A 19,966-nucleotide genomic window follows, 5' to 3' on the forward strand; every position below is an offset into this window, starting at 1 on the left:
GGCATAACACCCTACCGGCTTATTCGCCGGAGAGTGCCTTGGCATAGCGTGCGATAGCAAGCTCCTCGTTGGTAGGAACCACAAAGACCTTGATGGCGGAATCGTCCGTCGAGATTTCGCGTGGGCCAGTGTTTGGCAATGCGTTGCGCTCTGGGTCGATCTTGATGCCAAAGCCTTCGAGGTGCGAGAGGGCGTCGGCACGCACGGCCACGTCGTTCTCGCCAACACCTGCGGTGAACGTAATAGCGTTTACGCGACCAAGGGCGATCATGTAGGAACCGATGTAGCGACGCAGCTGGTGAATGTAAATGTTGTACGCCAGCCAAGCGTCCTGGTCGCCGGCGTCAATCATGGTGCGCAGCTCACGGAAGTCATTAACCCCCGAGATACCCTTCACACCGGACTTCTTGTTCAACAGCTCATCGATCTCATCAATGCTCATGCCCGCCTGACGGTGCAAGTGGAACACAATACCTGGGTCAATATCACCAGAACGCGTACCCATCACAAGACCAGACAATGGGGTCATACCCATCGAGGTGTCAATAGCCTTACCGCCACGGATAGCAGCGCACGAAGCGCCATTGCCCAAGTGCAAGGTGATCTGGTTGATCGCACCTTCAGGAAGATCCAGCAGCTCAGCCACCTTGTGAGACACATACTCGTGGCTGGTGCCGTGGAAGCCGTAGCGACGCACACCATGATCCGCAGCAGTCTTGGCGTCGATAGCGTAAATCGCTGCCGCTGGTGGCATATCGTGGAAGAAACCAGTATCAAAGACCGCAACGTGTGCCACATCAGGCAAAATCTTGCGAGCAACCTCAATGCCATCAATGTTGGCAGGGTTGTGCAGCGGAGCCAGCGGAATCAGATCGCGGACCATGTCCATGATCTCATCCGTAATTACCTGCGGCTGGGAGAACAAAATACCACCGTGAACCACGCGGTGACCCACAGCAATGATCTCCACATCAGTAGGACCACACTTGTGCTCACCCATCAGATCGAAAGCCAACGCCAAACCAGCGGAGTGATCAGGAATCGGGGCCTCGACGACGAACTTCTCACCAGCGTGCTTCAGAGTCACTCGACCCTGTGGCTCACCAATCTGTTCCACCAAACCAGAGGCAAACGGATCGTCAGTGGCGTGGGCGGTAGGGTCTACCAGCTGGAACTTGATAGATGAAGAACCAGAATTGAGGACGAGGACAAGCGCCATTTATTTGCCTCCTTGAATTGCAGTAATGGCCACGGTGTTCACAATGTCGGCAACGGTTGCGCCGCGAGAAAGGTCGTTCACAGGCTTGTTCAAACCCTGCAGGATCGGGCCAACAGCAAGAGCATGGCCGGTGCGCTGTGCAGTCTTATAGCCAATGTTGCCGGCCTCAAGATCAGGGAAAATAAAGACATTTGCCTGGCCTGCAACCTCAGACTCCGGAGCCTTCTTAGCGGCAACAGTAGGATCGCACGCAGCGTCGAACTGCAATGGACCATCAATCTTGCACTCCGGAGCAAGCTCCTGAGCCTTCTTCGTTGCAGCAACAGCGCGGTCCACATCTGGGCCAGAGCCAGAAGTACCCGTGGAGTAGGACAAGATAGCAACGCGAGGATCGATACCGAACTGCTCAGCCGTCTTTGCCGACACAGCAGCGATCTCACCAAGCTGATCTGCAGTTGGATTAGGGTTCACAGCACAGTCGCCGAAAGCCCACAGGCGGCCGCGCATGACCATCAAGAAGATAGAAGACACAACCGACGTGCCTGGCTTGGTCTTAATAATCTGGAAGCTTGGCTTGATGGTGTGCGCGGTGGTGTGAGCCGCACCAGACACCATGCCGTCGGCAAGCCCCTCATGAATCATCATGGTGGCGTAGTAGGAGATATCCTTCATCGTCTCCCGAGCCTGCTCCAGCGTCATGCCCTTAGACTTACGCAGCTCAGCGAAATCTTCCGCGAACTTCTCCGCATTCGGATCAGTATCAGGGTTCTGCAGATGAGCAGCCGAAAGGTCCAAGCCCAGCTCCTGTGCACGTGCAGTAATGGCCTCAGGATCGCCCAAAATGGTCAGCTCACAAATCTCTTGAGCAAGCAGCTGATGAGCAGCCTGCAAAATACGATCATCGTCACCTTCTGGCAACACAATGTGCGCATTCTTCGACTTAGCCTGCTCCAACAGCCACGACTCAAACACCGGTGCACTCATCACAACAGGAGCCTCAACAGCAGAAGCCTTAATGCGCGCGATACCCTCAGCAGAAACGGCCTCATCGGCAGTAAAGACACTTGCCACAACTGCCCCAAGTTCCTCGCACTCCTGCTTGGCAAGGTCAATGTGCATACCAGGGGCGTCGATAAGCAAAAGTAGTGGCACACCCAAAGCAGATGCAGCCTTAGCATCAAAATTTACGTTTCCGGAACCAATGAACAAGCTCGGGGTAGTAGCAGGATGGGCAGCGAGGATAGCCGCAAGATCCGGAGTCGAATCAACCAGCTGACGGACTGGGAGGCCAAGATGATCGGCGAAACCATCAACATCAAAGCCGTTGAAGTTACGTCCAGCACGGGTAAGCAGGAACGATGGCTGCATGTGGTCAGTCACGTGGATCCTTTCAGTTGCAAAAAATAATGCGCTGCACCTACATGCCCACAGTGAGACCTGTGCCACAACACATCGTTTATGTGATCGTCAGAATTCTACCCCTTTTGCCCCCGTTTTAGTGAACCGGAAAGTAGTTAGTAAAGGCTTCCCCTTGCGCGTAAACTAGTACGCCGAAACTCAATTAACCCATGTGAACGGGTTAAATTCAGAACATTTACACCTGACCTCTATCACTAGGAATGTGACATTTATGACTGAACCTTTGCGCGTCGCCGTCATCGGCTCCGGCCCCGCAGGCATCTACGCCTCCGACCTCCTCACCAAAAACAACCCCACCACCACCATCGACCTCTACGAACGCATGCCCGCCCCCTTCGGACTCATCCGCTACGGCGTAGCACCCGACCACCCACGTATCAAAGGCATTATCACCTCCCTCCACAAAGTCCTCAGCAACCCCAACATCCGCCTTATCGGCAACGTCACCATCGGCACCGACCTCACTATCGACGACCTCCGCCACCACTACGACGCCATCATCCTCGCCACCGGGGCCACCGCAGACCGCAACCTCACCATCCCAGGCGCAGAACTTGAAGGCTCCCACGGTGCAGCAGAATTCGTCGGCTTCTACGACGGCAACCCCGACTTCCAACGCACCTGGGACCTCAGCGCCACCGACGTCGCCGTCATCGGCGTCGGAAACGTAGGCCTCGACGTCGCCCGCATCCTCGCCAAAACCGCCGACGAACTCCACACCACCGAAATCCCCGACAACGTCTACCACACCCTCAAAAACAACCAAGCCACCACCATCCACGTCTTCGGCCGACGCGGACCAGCACAAGTCAAATTCAGCCCCCTCGAACTCAAAGAACTCGACCACTCCCCCACCATCGAGGTCATCGTCGACCCCGAAGACATCGACTACGACGACACCTCCATCAACACACGACGCCAGTCCAAATCCCAAGACCTCGTGTGCCAAACACTCGAACACTACGCCATGCGCGAACCAAAAGGAGCACCCCACAAACTCCACATCCACCTGTTCGAGTCCCCCGTAGAAATCCTAGGCACCAACGGACACGTCACCGCACTACGCACCGAACGCACCGAATACGACGGCAACGGTGGACTACGCGGCACCGGCAAATACACCGACTGGCCCATCCAAGCCGTCTACCGCGCAGTCGGCTACCGCTCCGAACCCATCAACGACGTCCCCTTCGACACCACCAACCACGTCATCTACAACGACGGTGGACACGTCACCACACAAGACGGCACCATCATCCCAGGGCTCTACACCACCGGATGGATCAAACGCGGACCCGTAGGCCTTATCGGCAACACCAAATCCGACGCTAAAGAAACCACCGAAATGCTCATCAACGACTGGGAAACAGGACAACTCACCCCAGCCGACAACCGCGACCCAAATGCCATCTTCGAACTGCTAAAACAACGCGGCATCCCCGTGACCACCTGGGACGGATGGCACGCACTTGACGCAGCAGAACGCGAACTCGGGCAGGCAGAAGGACGCGAACGCAAAAAAATCGTCGAATGGAACGACATGCTCCACCACGCCGCCAAAAAGGACTAACCCACCGTGCACATCACGGTATCCCCACTGCGCGACCTCCATGCTCTGGAGGTCCACGCACTCTATAAACTGCGCGTCGACATCTTCGTCCACGAGCAGCAGTGCCCCTACGCAGAAATAGACACCACCGATGCCCTCGACACCACGCAACACATCCTCGCGTGGGACGACAACGGTGACCTCCTGGGCTGTGCCCGTGTGTTTTCAGGTGACCACGGCACCCACATCGGACGATTCGCCGTGATCCCCCAAGCACGAAAAACGGGGACTGCGCACGAGATACTCACCCGAGCCATCGAACTCGGTGGAAACTACCTCGAAGCACAATCCCCACTCGTGGGCTACTACGCCCGCTACGGATTTACCCCCTGCGGTGCGGAATTCCTCGACGAATCAATCCCGCACACGCCCATGAGGCGCTAGCCCTCCAGCTCAGATACCGCTGCGCGAGCCGACTCCCATGCTTGCTCAGCGGTATCTGCCGTAGCAAGAGCCACCGCCAATGTCTGCCCCACCACCACATTAACCTCCGACATAGCCAACGCACGCGCAAGACCTGCGCGCGGAACCTCATCAACCCCCACCGACGACATTGCGCCAGGACTGGTTAGGGTGACGTCGATAGGCAAACCCAACAGCGCACGCGCATGCAAATCAAACTGTCCAAACCGCTGCGTCGCACACGTAACAAACCCCGACAACGACGGCCCAATCGTCACATCAGAGAAATACACGTCATCCCCCTTGACAAACATCTCCACCACGAACAAGCCCCGGCAACCAATCGCATTCGTAATACGCGCAGCCACACTCCGCGCATTATCCAACGTCGCAGCACCCAACGGAAACGGCTGCATACCCTCACTAATCGGCTCGCAATACCACGTAGCCAACTCCCCCGTCGCAGGATCCACAGAACGCACCGCAACCATGCTGATCTTGCGATCAAAATCAACAAAATTCTCCACCACGCACTCGCCACGCCACTGCACATCCTCCGGCGAACGCACCACCTCAACCGAATCCCCCTTCACCACACAAGGGAAACCCAACTGAGCCGCAGCAACCTCCAACTCATCCGGATTAGACGCCACCGCATAACGCGGCACCGGAAGCCCCAAATCCCGCGAAGCCTTCTGCAACAACGCCGCACGTGACCAACGCGACACCCCCACCGAAATCGAACCATCCGGATCAACATCAGTCACAACAATGCCCAAACGTTCAAAAGAAAACCGCAGTTCCCGCACCAAATCAGGGTCGCCAACCAGAGAAACTTTAGTGGCATTATCTGCGATGAGCTCAGGAGTAAACATTTCTTTAGCCTACATGCGCTAAAGTTCGACTATGGCTTACCACGCAGATTCAGCAGATCTTGAAACAAAGGAAATCCTGACTTGGGAAGGATTCGGCATTGCTAATCGCGAACTCGCGCAGCAAATCGTAGACAGCGACTACACCCCAGACATCATCGTCGCCGTCGCCCGCGGCGGACTCGTCCCCGCCGGCGCACTGTCCTACTCCATGGGCATCAAACTATCAGACGCCATCAACGTAGAGTTCTACACCGACGTCAACGAAACCCTTCCAGACCCAGTCCTCCTCGAGCCACTGCTTGACACCAACTCCATCCGAGGCAAAAAAGTGCTCGTCGTCGACGATGTCGCCGACTCCGGTCGCACCCTCGACCTCGTACTCAAACTGCTCGAAAACCACGGCGCAGAAGTACGCTCCGCAGTGATCTACGCCAAGAGCCGCTCCATCGTCGCCCCCAACTACATCTGGAAGCGCACCGACGAGTGGATCGTGTTCCCATGGTCTGCTGAGCCACCAGTAACCAAGGCTTAGGGGCCGCCTGTTTCCCCTGAATGGGGGCAAGTTGGCCGGCACTTCACACCAAATCTGGTCGAACCGACCCAAAAGGTGCGATTTGGTGTGACGTGCTGCTAGTTTTTCCACTTATGGGGGTAACGGGGAATAACTACACCAAGATTTTTCATCGCATGTACTGGGACGGCACTCCTACGCCGACACAGTTGGCGCAGGAACTATCCAAACACGGACTAGCAATCACGGGCATAAGCCTGTGGCAGCTCTACAACGGCACGCTGCAGTTTCCGATCCATGTTGCTACCGAACGGCAGCTCAAGTCCACACAGTGGGTCACGTTTCATCGCCGCAAGCAGCTGCGATGCTGCCCAGCAGGTGTATTCAGCGTTGAGTACCCAGTACTAGCGATCACAGGTCTTAGCGACGCCCAGGCCGTCGAGACTCTAGAGGGCGCGTATGCGAAGGCTCAGGGGGCAAAGTTTGCGGCTGAGCACGCTCGGCAATATGTGCCGCAACGCAATCGCGAGTTGCTGCGGCGCGCGGTGGTAGGTGTGGACAGTCCACCGGAGAAGTTGCTGATTACGGCGTTGCGGGAGCAGGGTATCGATTGCCACGCGAATGTTTTGGTGGGTGATTATCGTTGGGATATTCAGTTGGATCGGCACCGTGTTCTTATCGAGGTCGATGGCTTTGAGTTTCACCGTTTTAAACCCGAGAATCAGGATGCGTTTGTGCGCGATCGTTGGAAGACTAACGACGCCACCCTGCGCGGATACCTTTGCTTGCGCTACGCGGCACGGTCGGTTTATCGCCACACTGCTGTGATTGTGGACCAAGTGCAGGCAGCAATAAGGGTAGCCCCGCACAGGAGCTACCCTTTTGATGCGTCCGCGATGTGGCACCGCGGGTGTTGGAAGTGGAGTTAGAGCTTCACTTCGTGGACGGTGTCGCCGTCGAGGATGTAGGCGCGATCCTTCACGATGGCAAGGTCGGAGCCTTCTACAGGGAGGTTGGCTGCGTCCTTGACGGTGAAGTCTTTCATGTTCACGCGAACGAGGCAGTTGTGTTGCTTGGACAGTAGGTAGAGGACGTCGCCACGCATGTCGGCACCGACTGGGTAGTAGTCGCCTTCGAGGACGCCCTCGCGGACCAGCTTGTTGTCCTTCTTGGAGAACTCGCTCACCACGATCTGCTCGGCGCGCTCGTGAGGAACGCTCACGGTAATGAAGGTGTCGCTCTTAGCGTCGGATGCAACGCTCATGGTGTATTGCATGCGTGCGCGGATGGTGCGCAACTCTGGGCGGCCCTTGGAATCGAACAGTGGCATCACGTCGCCGGAGGACTCGAGGAAGTCTTTCCACGCGATGTAGTCGTCAACATCCTTGGTTACCAACGCACCGTAGAGGGTCTTGTTCTGCGCGATACCTGCGAGGCCACCAGGCTCGAAGAAGGCGGCGTCGACAGTGTTGTGTATGTCCGCACCATTAGGAACATCGAGGTGAGCAAACGACGTTGCCTTGTCGAAGTCCTTGGTAAAGAACAAGGAGCCATCCTGGGTGACCAAGCCGAACTGCTCACCATCATGAGCGATACCAGCGAACTTGCCGTCAAAGCCGATCTTCTTCGAAGAAACCAGTTCCAACTTCTTGCCGTCTACAGGCGACTCATCGAAATCGAAGGTGCCAGGCGCTGGCGCATTGAACTTGTGCAAACGAATGTCAGACAAAGACTCATACTGGTGTTCCTTGTCCCAGTACTTAGCATTCTGCGCAATGTTAAAGGTGAAACGAGCAGGGTCGCCAGCACCGGCATAAGGTGGAATACCGTTACCGAAGAGGAACTGCACACAGTTAGAGCACGTAATCACAATCGCAACGATGGCAACAAAACGAGTAGCAGGACCGAAATCCTTAACCACAGCCTCAGAGGAAATGAACTCCTGTTGGAGTGCCTTATCCTTACCGATGAAGATCAAGCCAATGGCAAGAACGCCGATAACAACCCAGTAGACCAGAATGCCCCATGTGTAGGTGTGTACACCGAGCACAGCGTCACCGAAGCCCTGACCCAAATCAGCGCTGGCGCGGCCGCCCCAGTGGCGAACCGTGGTGTAAAGATAGTAGAAAGCCACTAAAAGCAAAGTGACAATGTAACGCATACGTGCGCCATAACGCAGGATAAAGACACCCAAAGCGCCAATCAAAACCATGCCGAAGCGCTCATTACCGCACAAAATACATGGGGCTTCACCGTGGAAGAATCCGAGGTAAATGTTGGCCACGCCGACAGGGAACGCCATGATGACGAATACCGCAGCGGCAAGAATAAAACGGAAAACTTTGGCATTAAACATTTAGAGATTCACCGCCGGAACAATCGACGTTGCAGAACCCATAAAGAACATCAATACAGACATGGCAAAAGACGCTACGAGCAGGCCAAATGCCAACTTTTCTTTATGAGGCTTGAGTAGCACCAAAAACAGACTCGCTGCACACAAGCTGTAGAAAACAAACTCCACGAGGAAACCTTTCCTAGAGGGGAATTAGGGACATTTCAAGCATAATTCTTGTGTCACAAAATACTAAGTTTTGTTAAATAAATAACATTTTATCAAACGTGATAAATCAACTGTCTATCGACCAATTTCCCCACAAACAACAAATTCTTTCTCCCCAAAAATGAAAAACCCGCTGGAAAACCAGCGGGTAAAACAAACAACCGTTTTAGGGCTTTAAGCCTCCATTACATCGTGGCACACGATGGTCTGGTCGCGGCCTGGGCCAACACCAATGTAAGAGATACGGCAACCGGAAAGCTCTTCTAGGCGACGAACATAAGCCTGTGCCTTTTCTGGCAGATCGTCGAAAGTCTTGCAGCCAGTGATGTCCTCATCCCATGCTGGCATGGTTTCGTAGATTGGGGTGGCGTGGTGGAAGTCGGACTGCGTCATCGGCATTTCGTCGTGACGCACGCCGTCGACGTCATAAGCAACGCAGATCGGGATCTCGCCGATGCCGGTGAGCACGTCGAGCTTGGTCAAGAACAAGTCGGTGAAGCCGTTAACGCGGGAAGCGTAACGAGCCACCACGGAATCGTACCAGCCACAACGACGCTTACGGCCGGTGTTCACGCCGACCTCGCCGCCGGTGGTCTGCAGGAACTCGCCCCACTTATCAAACAGCTCTGTTGGGAATGGGCCAGCGCCAACACGGGTGGTGTAGGCCTTAATGATGCCCAGTGAGGAGGTGATACGGGTTGGGCCGATACCGGAACCCACGCACGCGCCGCCTGCGGTTGGGTTGGAGGAGGTGACGAATGGGTAGGTGCCGTGGTCAACGTCCAGCATGGTTGCCTGGCCGCCTTCCATGAGCACGTGCTTGCCCTCGTCAAGACCACGGTTGAGCTCCAGCTCGGCCTCGATGACCATGGGGCGCAGGCGCTCGACGTAGCCGAGGAAGTACTGCACCATTTCCTCAGCAACGATGGCGTTGCGGTTGTACATCTTGACCAAGGTCTGGTTCTTCACGTTGAGTGCAGACTCGATCTTTTGGCGCAGGATGGATTCGTCGAAAACGTCTTGTACGCGGATACCTACGCGGGAGACTTTGTCAGCGTAGGTTGGGCCGATACCGCGTCCGGTGGTGCCGATGGCGCGCTTGCCTAGGAAGCGTTCCTGAACGCGGTCGAGGATCTGGTGGTATGGGGCCACGAGGTGGGCGTTTGCGGAAATGCGCAGGCGGGATGCGTCGCAACCGCGGGCAATCAGGCCGTCCATTTCTTCAAAGAGGGCCTCGAGGTTGATCACAACGCCGTTGCCGAGGATTGGGGTTGCATTTTCTGAAAGCACACCGGCTGGCAGAAGTTTGAGTTCGTACTTCTCGCCGCCAACAACCACGGTATGTCCCGCGTTATTGCCACCGTTAGGCTTTACCACGTAATCGACCTGGCCACCGAGGATGTCGGTTGCCTTGCCTTTACCTTCGTCGCCCCACTGGGCTCCAACAATAACGATTGCCGCCATCTTCTTTTACGTCACTTCCGAATTGTTCGACACCGTCCGAATCGCACGGACGGCTCATTGACGTTGCCTAAGTCTACTTCACTTCCCCGCCGCCATGCCATTACATGGCCAACACCTCAGCGCGCTGCGCGTTTTAGAGGCCGAAAAGGAAGGAGAACAGCTGACGAGTCAGTCGCCAGATCATGCCAAAGAAGGATTCATTTTTGGTTTTCTCCGGCGCGGACTCTGCGTCTTTTACCTCACTCTTTACGACGCTTCGCTTAGCGACGCTTCCCTTAACGGTGACCTCCGCTGCCGCCGCTGACGGTAATCACCTGAATGTCATTGACTTCACTTAGTGGCAAAGCTGCGTCATTTCCTGCCACGTGAGCCTTGGAAACCTTAAGCGTAATCGGGACGGCAATATCGGGGCGCGTTGAGAGACATATGGAGTTACTCCTTATATATAGGCAGGGGAAATACAGAGATAATCTAGTTCACCGATTAGCCAACCCCTTATGTAAACCGTGGAAAAGTTCCCGCCTCCGCGCCCCAAGAAGGACGCCTAGCCTCCTAGCGTGTAGTTTTATCCTCATGCAGTTGCTTGCCTTACATTGTGGACCCACCGCAGACGTGGTCATTCCTGGTGCTACCCGCCTTGATATGTCTGAGATCCCTACTCGCAAGGAGCTCAAGGCGGTGGATGCTGCCGCTGCTGCTATTTTGCCGGAGGATCCCACGCCATCGTTGGATGAGATTGCGGCGATGCCGGATGTGCCGCATTTGGGCGAGCCGCAGTTCGCGCCGCAGCCCGTGCCGGAGGCGTTGCGCGTGGTGGTCGTCGGTAGCGACGCGGCACTATCGGCGGTGGTCACGCGGTTAATGCGGGCGGACACGATGTGGGTGGAGGTCGCCTACGTTCCTACTGGCGACTCCCAAGTGACACGGCTGTGGGGGTTGCCGGATAACGCTGCGCAGTTTGCGGTGGAAGGCCAGGTGCGCCCCAAGCCTCTCTTGCGTGACGACGCCGGGGTTGCGATCGCAGGTATTGCCACGGTGACTGCGTGGCACGGCGGGGAACTCACCGGCGAAGTGATCGTGGACGATACCCGCCTCATTTTCCACGAGGGTAAGAAGAAAGCCCCACGTTATGGCGTTTTTGGCGCCCAGCTAGAATCTGGTGTGAATGCCCCGGGTGTTAGTGCCCGCGTACTCACCACGGCTATTGATACGCCAGAAAGCCCGAGTGTCTTGCACAAGTTACGTCCCACACCACGCGGCCAGCTCGGCGATCGTGAGCTCCACGGTCGTGCACTGCAAGGCGGCGGCATTGATTTCCGCATAAGCATTGATGGCGTGTCTAGAAAACGCCCCGTGGATCGTGTGACGGTGTATCGCCACCTACGGGATCTGCAGTGCGTGCGACCTTAGTGATTGGGATCGTCACGGATTTCGGAAGGATAAGCCGGCGATTCCGAGGTCAGCGCTAGGCTTGCCACCGCGGAGGCACGCGACATGCCACACACCTGCAACAGATCCACGATGATCGAGCGGGATTGTGCCAGCACCACCTGCGCGGAAAGCACTTTACCTTCGGCAACGCTTAGGCCTGCGCGCGCCGCCATGGTTTGGAGAGTGCGCACTAGTTCTGGGATTTCCGCAGCTTCGGAGGCAGCACCGCGGCGATCATAGATGGCGGCGACGGCCGAAGTGACGGAGACGAGGTCGTCGATAAGCTGAATTTGTGCCTCAGATACTTCATCACCGTCCTCGATAAGGACCTGTGCCCGGCGCGCGAGCACCCTCGTGTTGCGCATTGCGTTGTCAACGGGGTGCAAGATCCTCACAAAAGACCTAACTCGAGCTTTGGAACTCCACAGGAACGGCGAGACAGCGACCTCTTCTTGGCCGGATTTTGCTGCGGCGATCATCGCGTTGATCGCTGCTTGGGAGCCTCGTGCTTGACGTAAAGCCTCGCGGATTCCGTCCACGTCGCCGGTGCGCATGGCGGTGCTGACCTGCGTGAGCGCCTCGCTTGCCATGGTTAAGACTTTTGCCACTTCACGGCGGCCTTCTGCTAGTGGGGAGTGTGGCAGCAATGCCATAGTGAGGATGCCAAAACCACATCCGATGAAGGCGTCGATCATGCGGTCAGTGGCCGCCGCAGAGCCTGGCGGCATGATAGTAGAAATAAGTATCGAACCAATTGCGACTTGATTAATAAGAAGCTGGCTAGAAGATAGAAAAGTGGCAAGGAACAGCGAAATAAACACCGCTAATGCCAATTGCCAGTAGCCGGAGCCAATGCCGTAAATCAGGAAGTCGCCCAAGCCCACGCCCAGCGAGCACCCAATAGACAGTTCCACGGCCTTTTTGAGCCTGTTTCCCGAGTTCAGGCCCAGCATGATGATTGCAGCCATGGGTGCGAAAAATGGTTTTGTATGGTGTAGAAAATCAAGTGCGACGAAGTATGCCAGTCCCGCGGCCACCGACATCTGCACGATGGGCAACAAGCCGTGCTGCACCCGTTGATAGCCTTTACGCATCCATAACATCAGCAATTCCTAAAAAACTCACTAGCGCCCATTGAGGGAAAAAGAACATCTACCCGTGTAAGCCACTTACCTTAGTGCTTGTTGGACCATCAATCGAGGTTAGGAACCTAACATGAGAAGATCCCTCATTGCCATTGTTGCTGCTAGCTCCGTGGCATTCGCTCTGCCTGCTCACGCCCAGCGTGCACCAGAGCCTACCCACATCCCTGGCGTTGCCGTTGACCAAGGCGACTCCCTGCTCGTGCGTGCCGACGGCAACATGCTCGGCGTGTGCACCGTAGGATTCGTTGACACCGAAAACAACCGCGTATGGACCGACGCTCACTGCGGTGAGAACGGCGCAGCGGTTATGGATAACTTCCAAAACCCCATTGGCACCCTCCACCACGTCTACCCCTCCGAGTGGGAGCGGTTGCAAAACATCCAGGGCACCGAGTGGTCGGTTAACAGCCGTGCTTCCGACGTCGCATACGTTGAGATCGACGACCCAGCCGTCTTGGGCCAAAACTACTTCTCACAAAACACCATCGCCCGCGACCCAGCCGTCGGCGACAACCTGTGCAACTACGGTGGCCGCACCGACAGTGTCGTCTGCACCCCTATCACCAACATCAACGGTCCAGTCGTTATCACCGCAAACAACGGCTCCGACCACGGCGATTCCGGCGGACCAGCATGGATCGAGGGTAAGGGCTACGTCGGCCAGCTGCTCGGCTCTGACGTGATCTGGCGTTCCGACGTCGGCGACTTCACCACCACCGTGTTCCGCAAGATCGCCGACCAGGAGATCCACTCCCCCATCGACCTGTCCCGCGCCCTGCCGTTCTACGACTTTGATGTGCAGAAGCTACGCAACTCGCCAGTAACCACCCCAGCTTCCGCCGCCGACATCATGCGTGCCAAGGCCGTTCGCGACCGCGAAGAGCGCGAAACCATGCAGCGCTACTGGTCCGGCGAAGAGCTCACCCCGAAGCGTGAGCAGGCCCACGAAGACCGCGCTAACCTCGATGCCCGCGAAGCAGAGCTCGAAGGCCAGGTTTCCCGCGAAGCTGATCCACAAAAGAAGCAAGAGCTGGAGCGCGACCTCGAAAACACCCGCGCAACCAAGGAAGTTGTTGAGGAGTACGAGACAGTTATCGACGGTGCCGAAGGTATGACCAAAGAAGAGGAAAACGCCTTCCGTGAGTTCTTCCGTGGCTTGCCATCAAGTTGGCTGCAGGAATTTATGGAAGCATTCCGCCGCTAATCTAATGCAATAAGAAAAACGCATCACGTGGGGTTTTCTTCTCCCACACGCGATGCGTTTTATTATGTGCACCTATTGTGCACAACAGGCTTTACACGTCGTCATTCCAGATCTCTTTGACAGAAGCAGGATGCATAGACGTGGGCGACAAGATCTCCACAGCGGACCGACGCGACTGACCACAGATCTGCAACAGATCCACCACCAGCGAACGCGACTGCGCCAGCACCACCTGCGCGGAAAGCACCTTGCCCTCACTGACCTCAAGGCCAGTGCGCGAACCGATCATCTTCAAGTTGTTGACCAACCGTGGGATCTCAGCATTTTCCGACAGTTCAGAGTTACCATAGTAAAGGTTGCTCAGGTCCTCAGAGACTTCAGCAAGCTGCTCGATAATCTGAATCTGGCGACCCGACACCTCGTCATTATCCTCGCACAACACCAACGCACGACGCGCCAACACACGAGTATTACGCATCGCGTTGTCCACAGGGTTCAGGATTCGCATCATCGAACGGATCCGCTGACGCTGCGCCCACAACAGTGGCGACGCCTGAATCGTCTCCTTACCCATGTTTGCCGCAGCAATCATCTGGTTAATTTGGCCTTGAGTACCACGAGCGCGCACCAGCGCATCCACAATCCCATCAGTGTTGTTATTACGAAGCGCCTCAGCGACCTGACGCTGCACCTGGGCGGCCACACCCAAAATATTGGCGATCTCACGGCGCCCCGAACGCAACGGCGACTCCGGCAACAACGCAATCACAGCAATACCAACAAGACCACCCACCAAGGCGTCAATCATGCGGTCCGCACCACCCGAAGTACCAGGCGGCAAAATAGTCGCAATCAACACCGCCGCAAACGACGCCTGATTAGCAACCAACACACCCTTATCCGCGATCGTGCCCAACATAATCGATAACGACACCGCCACAGCGATCTGCCAAACACCAGAACCAACAAAAGCGATGAGGACGTCGCCAAGCCCAACGCCGATGCTCACACCCAACACCAGCTCAAACGCACGACGGAAACGCTCACCGCCCGTGGTACTCAGCACAATCACCGTAGCCATCGGCGCAAAGAACGGCTCCGCGTGATGGAACAGATGCAACGCCACATAATACGACAGACCCGCCGCCAAACCAGCCTGAATCACATACACCCAATTAGCACGCAGGCGCACAACACCCTGCTTAAAGCGATTCATCGTCGCTACCTGTTTCCATGTCAAAGCCATGGCAGTGATTTTAGACCCCACCCCCAACAGCCAAGCCCTTTCCCCACCGCTAAAAGAAAAAAGCTCAAAAAGCAGCTCCTAAGCCTCAGAGCAAGGGCTCGGAGGAATCAGCAACCAAGACCGTCAAGGGATCATCGGCTACATTCCTTGCGCTCATCACAGGTTTCTTTAGCCTCGCATGGTCGTAGATCTCCGGCGTTCTGCCTTTCAAATTCTAGGTTTAACTCTGCAAAAACTATCAATTCGAGCTTAAACAATCTTTGTAGAGGGTAGTTGAAACCCCTAATCTTCATGAACTATTGCGCACATGTTCGTGAAGTTGTACTATCGCCTATGTGAGCCAGGGTTGAGCGCAAGCAAGAAAGCCCCGGGCAGCAACTCCAAGGACCCCAATGCTTCGCATGAGGGTCCTTGCGCTTTTAAAAATACGGGGGGATCATGCTACTTGCATATATTGATGAAATTGGCAGTACTGGCGCATTCATACATCCAAATCACAATCGTTTCAGTGATAGTCCAGCATTCGGCTATGGCGGGTTTATAATTCCAGAGGAATCCGCACGAGAGTTCGGCTCTTATTTTGCAGAACGTAAAAAGATCTTTTTCCGCAATGAAATCCCCAACAACATAGATCCTGGTCGTTGGGAAAAGAAAGGATCAGATCTACTATTTGCTTTAGCCATCAATGAAAGACCACAAAACCTTCGACTACTCGGCTCTTTGATTTCGAAACTCAGAAAACTTGATGGCCACCTCTTCTATTACGCAGAAGAAAAACCCATTGGCACTCCGAAAGCAACAAACTGCGGCGCTACTGAGTTTAGGGATCGCGAGGAAACAGCTATGTACGCACACATTCTAGGACGAGCCTCGGAGCATCAAGAAATGCGTCGTATCGTCGAACCTCCAATGCACATCGATAGCCAGCTATCCACAAATATTCAGTTTGCCGACTGGATATGTTCCCTTGCTAAGCGGGCAATCGAATATCAATTAGTAGAAGACTCGCGTTATAGCTGGGTTCCAACAGCGGAAGCGCTAACCCCAACAAGAGGATCTTTTACATATGAGTCAAAACTAAGGCTTTATCACCGTGCTATCGACGATTTAAATCATTCAAGTATTCTCAGACCTACCAGACCGCTTTTTAATTCAAAAATTAATCAGACACTCGACGAAGAAAATAGGAGAAAACTCGAAAAAGTCCGAGCTGCGACAATTAAAGAAGCAAATAATTAATAGCTTCACAGAAGCCTTATGTGTGACACGAGCTGGGAACGTCGTAACGCATGCGAAATGACGTATAAGATGAACGGGTTAGTTTTAGCCCTAAAACGGAAGCCCCCCTCATCCCCAGGGAACCGTTGAAGTTCAAGTGTTAAAGCCGCTTGTCTGCGTGAGCGCTGCTGTAGATTCATGGAAATGATAATCAGCTTTTGCGGGTACCGTTTCTCCAGGAAGTATTTTTTGATCCATTAAAAATATGATTCATGGCGCAAAAAGTATTCCTGTAGTATTTTTTGAGTCATGAAGAGTTACGAGGCGACAGAGATGCTCAGCGATCTCGCATCCCAGCAGTGGGGACTGTTTACCTCGGCGCAGGCAAAAGATAGTGGTGTCGATCTTCCGTCTCTACGCCGATTGGAAAAACGCGGCGTTTTTACCCGCGTTCGACACGGGGTCTATGCGAGTACGACGACTGTATTGTCGACTGAATTAGAGCTCAAAGCCCAGTGGCTTTCCCTACAGCCGAATCTCATGGCAGCTGAGCGCATTAGCGATCCTTCATTAGTTGCTGACGCTGTAGTTTCTCACACTACGGCCGCTGAAGTATGGGAGATAGGGGATCTCTGGCCCGACGGTATCCACTTTACGGTCAATCGCCGTAGACGAAGCAGGCAGACAGACGTTCAGTTTCACCGCGCCGATCTCGCCGATTCAGACTGGGTTGTTCACCCTGCATCGGGCCTTCCTATAACCACTGTGCCCCGTACCATCTTGGATCTAGCACAATCTGGACATGAGCCAGACCACTTGCTCCATTTGGTCGCCGATGCAGGAAGGAAATACTTACTGACCGAGCAGGAATTGCTCGACTCTTTTTCTGGCCATGAAGATTCTTTCGGGCTCGACCAAGGAGACAGATCCGGGCTTAAAGAACTAGTTGACGAATGCTTCATTGACACGAAGACTGCCCAGCAAACTCGCCTATTGGTAGAAGAAGCAATGCGCCCGCTCCAAGAGCAACTAGAAGCGATAATAAAACCACTCACGCAAAGTCTTTCCTGGAAAAATGCCATGCAGGCTCCACTTCAGCAACACTTGGCGCAATTAATCTCACCGATACCATCAGCTATGCAGGTACCAGAAATGACTGTGTTTTCTGAGCTGGCAGAGACGATGAAGAAAACAGCCAGTCTTCCAAACATTTCAAAAAATATGTGGTCTGAAATCTATCCCCCCGAAACACTCTCGTCCGTTCTTTCGACAAGCCTTCCGCGTACGCAAGTGTCACCTCCTGAAAAACAACGAGAAAGTACCGAGACTAATGAATCAAATTCCGAAGCTAAAAAAGACGCACGGCCAAATCGCCAACGCTTTGAAGAAGGAAGCGAAAACACTCAACAAGAACCCCAATGACGTGTACAACCAATTCTTCCGAGAAGTCTTTCTACATGAGCTAATGAGACAGCAGAACGGATGGGTACTCAAAGGGGGAACCAATATCTACTGCCGCATCCCTGGGGCTAGACAGACTAAAGATCTGGACCTCTACCGACGAGATGACCCCACCTCATCAACAGGAGCTGCCGAATCTCTCGTGTCAGCAATGAACGGTTACAAAATAGGCCCCTATATTTTTCACGTCATACACCCTCGACAATCTGGAGGTGTAGGCACGGTAGATAGTGAACGCATCGACGTAACAGTTATCCATGGCATAAACAATCGACTTGTCTCCTTCGGGGTAGACGTAAGCGGTGACCTTGAAGTAACTGGCACTGTAGAACCTGTGACTGTAGCAACAAGCTATAAGGTGCATACGGAATTTCTACCGCAAAGGTTCAAAGTGTATTCGTATCCTGTGGCTAGCCAGATTGCAGACAAAATCTGCGCCATGTATGAGCGTCACGGAAATACTCCACCTGGTAGAGCATCTACTCGTTACCACGACCTCTACGATGTAGCACTGATGGCTAGGGAGTTAACCGTGAGCGCCTTTGACCTTCGTTCTGCGCTAGATACGCAATGCCGAGTGCGCAATATGTCTCTGCCAAACCATCTCACTATTCCGGATGAAAGCTGGAAAGACCAATACCCCATCAAAGCGAGGAATTTTGGAGATGAACAGTGGGGACTAACGGAACTAGACGAAGCACTAAGAGTAGCTGGATTACTCATTAACCCTATCCTGAACAGAGAATTTAAAGAATCTGACCGAGCATGGAATTGCACAGCACTACTGTGGGAATAGTGCTACAAAACTAAACCCCACTAAAGCTGACTACATGACAAAGCAAACAAGGGAGAGTTAAAAATACTGAAGTAGGCCTGACATGAAAGACAACTTCCATTGCTAGAAACCGTGATGGGAATCGTCTGCGGAATAGTAGCACTCTACGGTGGAATACTACGATCCACAACACTCCCCCTTCCTTTTGTGCTCTTGTGAGGTTACCCTCGTGTAGTGGACACCTTGTTTGTACGGATCGTGTGTCCGTAGGAGAGGATGTTCATTGTGAATCAACCGCGTAAGAAGTTCACGCCGGAGTATCGGCGTGAAGCGGCGAATTTGGTGATCGAATCGGATCGCCCTATCGCGTATGTGGCCAAGGAAATCGGTGTTTCCGCGGGCTTGCTAGGCAAGTGGGTGAAAAACGAGCGGCAACGCCGAGGGTCATCCGACAGGATGAGCGAGGCTGATCTTCGCGCAGAAATTCTTCGCCTGCGCCGCAAACTGGCTGAAGCCAAGATCGACAACGAGTTTTGTCAAAAGCTGCTGCTTTCTTCGCTGCGAAGCAACACAAACGGAAAAGTTCGAGCTGATACGGCAGGAAAAAACGAACTACAACATCAAACGCATGGCACGCCTGTTAAAAATCTCCCGGTCCGGCTACTACAAGTGGCCCCATACCCAGGACCAACAAGCAGCCGGCAACGACGAGCGTGAGGCCTACATGGCAGAGGTTGACCACAAGATCAGGCAGATCTTCAACGATTCCGAGTGCGTCTACAGCTCCCCACGGATTACTGCGGAGCTTGCTTGCCGCTACCGGATCACTTTAAACCGCAAGACCGTGGCCAAAAGAATGCGTTTGATGGGGTTGGAGGGGATCTCGCCGCGAATGTTCGCCCCGGTGAAGGCTGGTTGTATCTGTGCGTCGTACGAGACGGTCATTCACGCCGCGTGCTAGGTTGGGCCATGGACAGCGTCCACAACACTGTTCTCGTGGAGCGTGCGTTGCGGATGGCGTACACGCTGCGCAGCGGCGGTGCTGACGTGTGGTCTTCCACGCTGACCGCGGCGCGCAGTTTACGAGTCGGCCGCACCGAGGTGTGCTTCGACAATGCGATGGCCGAGTCGTTTTGGTCGACGCTGAAAACCGAGTTTTACAACCGTCGACGCTTCGCCACCCGCGATGAGGCAAAAAGGCCGTGGCCTGGTGGATCGAAGTGATCTACAACCGGAAACGTCGGCACTCAGCACTCGGTATGCAAAGCCCTGTCGCCTTCGAAAACCAGATTAACCACCACAACCAAAAATCAACCGCTGCCTAACCTGCAGGTAGCTCCACTACGTGTCCACGATTTGCGGGCAACCCCAGGCTTGGGAGACGTTACTTATAACGAGGCCTCGGTCAGCTAATTTCTGAACCT

At 54.5% G+C, this 19,966-nt stretch carries 19 protein-coding genes and 1 pseudogene; 12 read left to right on the top strand and 8 right to left on the bottom strand.

Annotation, left to right across the window (positions count from 1 at the left end):
* Nucleotides 1-19 precede the first annotated feature (19 nt).
* The gene (locus AT687_RS09880; protein ID WP_003853004.1) at nt 20-1,219 is read right to left on the bottom strand and encodes an acetate kinase; all 1,200 of its coding nucleotides are present in this window, start codon (nt 1,217-1,219) and stop codon (nt 20-22) included.
* Entirely contained in the window at nt 1,220-2,587 is a 1,368-nt protein-coding gene (gene pta, locus AT687_RS09885) for a phosphate acetyltransferase (protein ID WP_014319379.1), read from the bottom strand.
* Between the two features lie 262 nt (nt 2,588-2,849).
* Here pta and AT687_RS09890 point away from each other — a divergent pair, with 262 nt between their 5' ends.
* The gene (locus AT687_RS09890) at nt 2,850-4,208 is read left to right on the top strand and encodes an FAD-dependent oxidoreductase (RefSeq protein WP_014319380.1); all 1,359 of its coding nucleotides are present in this window, start codon (nt 2,850-2,852) and stop codon (nt 4,206-4,208) included.
* Nucleotides 4,209-4,214: 6 nt separating this feature from the next.
* On the top strand, nt 4,215-4,631 hold the full coding sequence (locus tag AT687_RS09895) for a GNAT family N-acetyltransferase (RefSeq protein ID WP_014319381.1): 417 nt from the start codon (nt 4,215-4,217) through the stop codon (nt 4,629-4,631).
* Here AT687_RS09895 and AT687_RS09900 read toward each other — a convergent pair.
* Complete coding sequence (locus tag AT687_RS09900) at nt 4,628-5,524, bottom strand: ATP-grasp domain-containing protein (RefSeq protein ID WP_014319382.1); 897 nt, start codon at nt 5,522-5,524, stop codon at nt 4,628-4,630. The genes AT687_RS09895 and AT687_RS09900 overlap by 4 nt on opposite strands.
* Before the next feature lie 31 nt (nt 5,525-5,555).
* Between AT687_RS09900 and AT687_RS09905 the strand changes: the two genes are divergently transcribed.
* Both AT687_RS09905 and AT687_RS09910 read left to right on the top strand, forming a co-directional pair.
* Nucleotides 5,556-6,056 (top strand): phosphoribosyltransferase, encoded by a 501-nt coding sequence (locus tag AT687_RS09905; protein ID WP_003853372.1) that lies wholly within the window; start codon nt 5,556-5,558, stop codon nt 6,054-6,056.
* Between the two features lie 20 nt (nt 6,057-6,076).
* A complete protein-coding gene (locus AT687_RS09910; protein WP_014319383.1) occupies nt 6,077-6,964 on the top strand; it encodes a hypothetical protein in 888 nt (295 codons plus the stop codon).
* Here AT687_RS09910 and AT687_RS09915 read toward each other — a convergent pair.
* The 3 genes from AT687_RS09915 to AT687_RS09920 all read right to left on the bottom strand — a co-directional run bounded on the left by AT687_RS09915 (nt 6,961) and on the right by AT687_RS09920 (nt 10,062).
* On the bottom strand, nt 6,961-8,391 hold the full coding sequence (locus AT687_RS09915) for a disulfide bond formation protein B (protein WP_014319384.1): 1,431 nt from the start codon (nt 8,389-8,391) through the stop codon (nt 6,961-6,963). The two genes, AT687_RS09910 and AT687_RS09915, sit on opposite strands and share 4 nt — an antisense overlap.
* Nucleotides 8,392-8,559: a hypothetical protein gene (locus AT687_RS12680; RefSeq protein WP_003853379.1), complete on the bottom strand. Its 168-nt coding sequence runs from the start codon at nt 8,557-8,559 to the stop codon at nt 8,392-8,394.
* Between the two features lie 213 nt (nt 8,560-8,772).
* Complete coding sequence (locus AT687_RS09920; protein ID WP_014303923.1) at nt 8,773-10,062, bottom strand: adenylosuccinate synthase; 1,290 nt, start codon at nt 10,060-10,062, stop codon at nt 8,773-8,775.
* 94 nt (nt 10,063-10,156) lie between these two features.
* Between AT687_RS09920 and AT687_RS12480 the strand changes: the two genes are divergently transcribed.
* Both AT687_RS12480 and AT687_RS09925 read left to right on the top strand, forming a co-directional pair.
* On the top strand, nt 10,157-10,366 hold the full coding sequence (locus tag AT687_RS12480; RefSeq protein WP_021335209.1) for a hypothetical protein: 210 nt from the start codon (nt 10,157-10,159) through the stop codon (nt 10,364-10,366).
* A 269-nt stretch (nt 10,367-10,635) separates the two neighbouring features.
* Nucleotides 10,636-11,472 (top strand): hypothetical protein, encoded by an 837-nt coding sequence (locus AT687_RS09925; RefSeq protein ID WP_021335210.1) that lies wholly within the window; start codon nt 10,636-10,638, stop codon nt 11,470-11,472.
* On the opposite strand, the gene AT687_RS09930 is transcribed toward AT687_RS09925, so the two are convergent.
* Nucleotides 11,469-12,596 (bottom strand): FUSC family protein, encoded by a 1,128-nt coding sequence (locus AT687_RS09930; RefSeq protein ID WP_014319386.1) that lies wholly within the window; start codon nt 12,594-12,596, stop codon nt 11,469-11,471. The two genes, AT687_RS09925 and AT687_RS09930, sit on opposite strands and share 4 nt — an antisense overlap.
* Nucleotides 12,597-12,708: 112 nt before the next feature.
* Between AT687_RS09930 and AT687_RS09935 the strand changes: the two genes are divergently transcribed.
* Nucleotides 12,709-13,842 (top strand): hypothetical protein, encoded by a 1,134-nt coding sequence (locus AT687_RS09935; RefSeq protein WP_014319387.1) that lies wholly within the window; start codon nt 12,709-12,711, stop codon nt 13,840-13,842.
* Nucleotides 13,843-13,933: 91 nt separating this feature from the next.
* Here AT687_RS09935 and AT687_RS09940 read toward each other — a convergent pair whose 3' ends face one another.
* Complete coding sequence (locus tag AT687_RS09940) at nt 13,934-15,058, bottom strand: FUSC family protein (RefSeq protein WP_014307372.1); 1,125 nt, start codon at nt 15,056-15,058, stop codon at nt 13,934-13,936.
* 468 nt (nt 15,059-15,526) lie between these two features.
* On the opposite strand from AT687_RS09940, the gene AT687_RS09945 reads away from it, so the two are divergent.
* The 5 genes and pseudogenes from AT687_RS09945 to AT687_RS13560 form a co-directional block, all read left to right on the top strand.
* Nucleotides 15,527-16,327: a DUF3800 domain-containing protein gene (locus AT687_RS09945; RefSeq protein ID WP_014319388.1), complete on the top strand. Its 801-nt coding sequence runs from the start codon at nt 15,527-15,529 to the stop codon at nt 16,325-16,327.
* A 288-nt stretch (nt 16,328-16,615) separates the two neighbouring features.
* On the top strand, nt 16,616-17,728 hold the full coding sequence (locus AT687_RS09950) for a type IV toxin-antitoxin system AbiEi family antitoxin domain-containing protein (protein ID WP_041740567.1): 1,113 nt from the start codon (nt 16,616-16,618) through the stop codon (nt 17,726-17,728).
* Nucleotides 17,729-17,771: 43 nt separating this feature from the next.
* A complete protein-coding gene (locus tag AT687_RS09955) occupies nt 17,772-18,563 on the top strand; it encodes a nucleotidyl transferase AbiEii/AbiGii toxin family protein (RefSeq protein WP_010935552.1) in 792 nt (263 codons plus the stop codon).
* A gap of 255 nt (nt 18,564-18,818) precedes the next feature.
* A complete protein-coding gene (locus AT687_RS13555) occupies nt 18,819-19,259 on the top strand; it encodes a transposase (RefSeq protein ID WP_414103754.1) in 441 nt (146 codons plus the stop codon).
* A pseudogene (locus tag AT687_RS13560) lies at nt 19,201-19,867 on the top strand (integrase core domain-containing protein); the annotation flags it as partial. The gene AT687_RS13555 and the pseudogene AT687_RS13560, both read left to right, overlap by 59 nt.
* Between the last annotated feature and the right edge of the window lie 99 nt (nt 19,868-19,966).

Source organism: Corynebacterium diphtheriae (assembly GCF_001457455.1).
Taxonomy (GTDB): Bacteria; Actinomycetota; Actinomycetes; order Mycobacteriales; family Mycobacteriaceae; genus Corynebacterium; species Corynebacterium diphtheriae.

Coding starts and splice junctions, on each gene's coding strand:
- AT687_RS09935 (WP_014319387.1), top strand. CDS start 12,709: ATGAGAAGATCCCTCATTGCCATTGTTGCTGCTAGCTCCGTGGCATTC.
- AT687_RS09930 (WP_014319386.1), bottom strand. CDS start 12,596: ATGTTATGGATGCGTAAAGGCTATCAACGGGTGCAGCACGGCTTGTTG.
- AT687_RS09915 (WP_014319384.1), bottom strand. CDS start 8,391: ATGTTTAATGCCAAAGTTTTCCGTTTTATTCTTGCCGCTGCGGTATTC.
- AT687_RS09955 (WP_010935552.1), top strand. CDS start 17,772: ATGAGACAGCAGAACGGATGGGTACTCAAAGGGGGAACCAATATCTAC.
- AT687_RS09910 (WP_014319383.1), top strand. CDS start 6,077: ATGGGGGCAAGTTGGCCGGCACTTCACACCAAATCTGGTCGAACCGAC.
- AT687_RS09950 (WP_041740567.1), top strand. CDS start 16,616: ATGAAGAGTTACGAGGCGACAGAGATGCTCAGCGATCTCGCATCCCAG.
- AT687_RS12480 (WP_021335209.1), top strand. CDS start 10,157: ATGCCATTACATGGCCAACACCTCAGCGCGCTGCGCGTTTTAGAGGCC.
- AT687_RS09945 (WP_014319388.1), top strand. CDS start 15,527: ATGCTACTTGCATATATTGATGAAATTGGCAGTACTGGCGCATTCATA.
- AT687_RS09900 (WP_014319382.1), bottom strand. CDS start 5,524: ATGTTTACTCCTGAGCTCATCGCAGATAATGCCACTAAAGTTTCTCTG.
- AT687_RS09890 (WP_014319380.1), top strand. CDS start 2,850: ATGACTGAACCTTTGCGCGTCGCCGTCATCGGCTCCGGCCCCGCAGGC.
- AT687_RS13555 (WP_414103754.1), top strand. CDS start 18,819: ATGTTCATTGTGAATCAACCGCGTAAGAAGTTCACGCCGGAGTATCGG.
- AT687_RS09905 (WP_003853372.1), top strand. CDS start 5,556: ATGGCTTACCACGCAGATTCAGCAGATCTTGAAACAAAGGAAATCCTG.
- AT687_RS09920 (WP_014303923.1), bottom strand. CDS start 10,062: ATGGCGGCAATCGTTATTGTTGGAGCCCAGTGGGGCGACGAAGGTAAA.
- AT687_RS09925 (WP_021335210.1), top strand. CDS start 10,636: ATGCAGTTGCTTGCCTTACATTGTGGACCCACCGCAGACGTGGTCATT.
- pta (WP_014319379.1), bottom strand. CDS start 2,587: ATGCAGCCATCGTTCCTGCTTACCCGTGCTGGACGTAACTTCAACGGC.
- AT687_RS09940 (WP_014307372.1), bottom strand. CDS start 15,058: ATGAATCGCTTTAAGCAGGGTGTTGTGCGCCTGCGTGCTAATTGGGTG.
- AT687_RS09880 (WP_003853004.1), bottom strand. CDS start 1,219: ATGGCGCTTGTCCTCGTCCTCAATTCTGGTTCTTCATCTATCAAGTTC.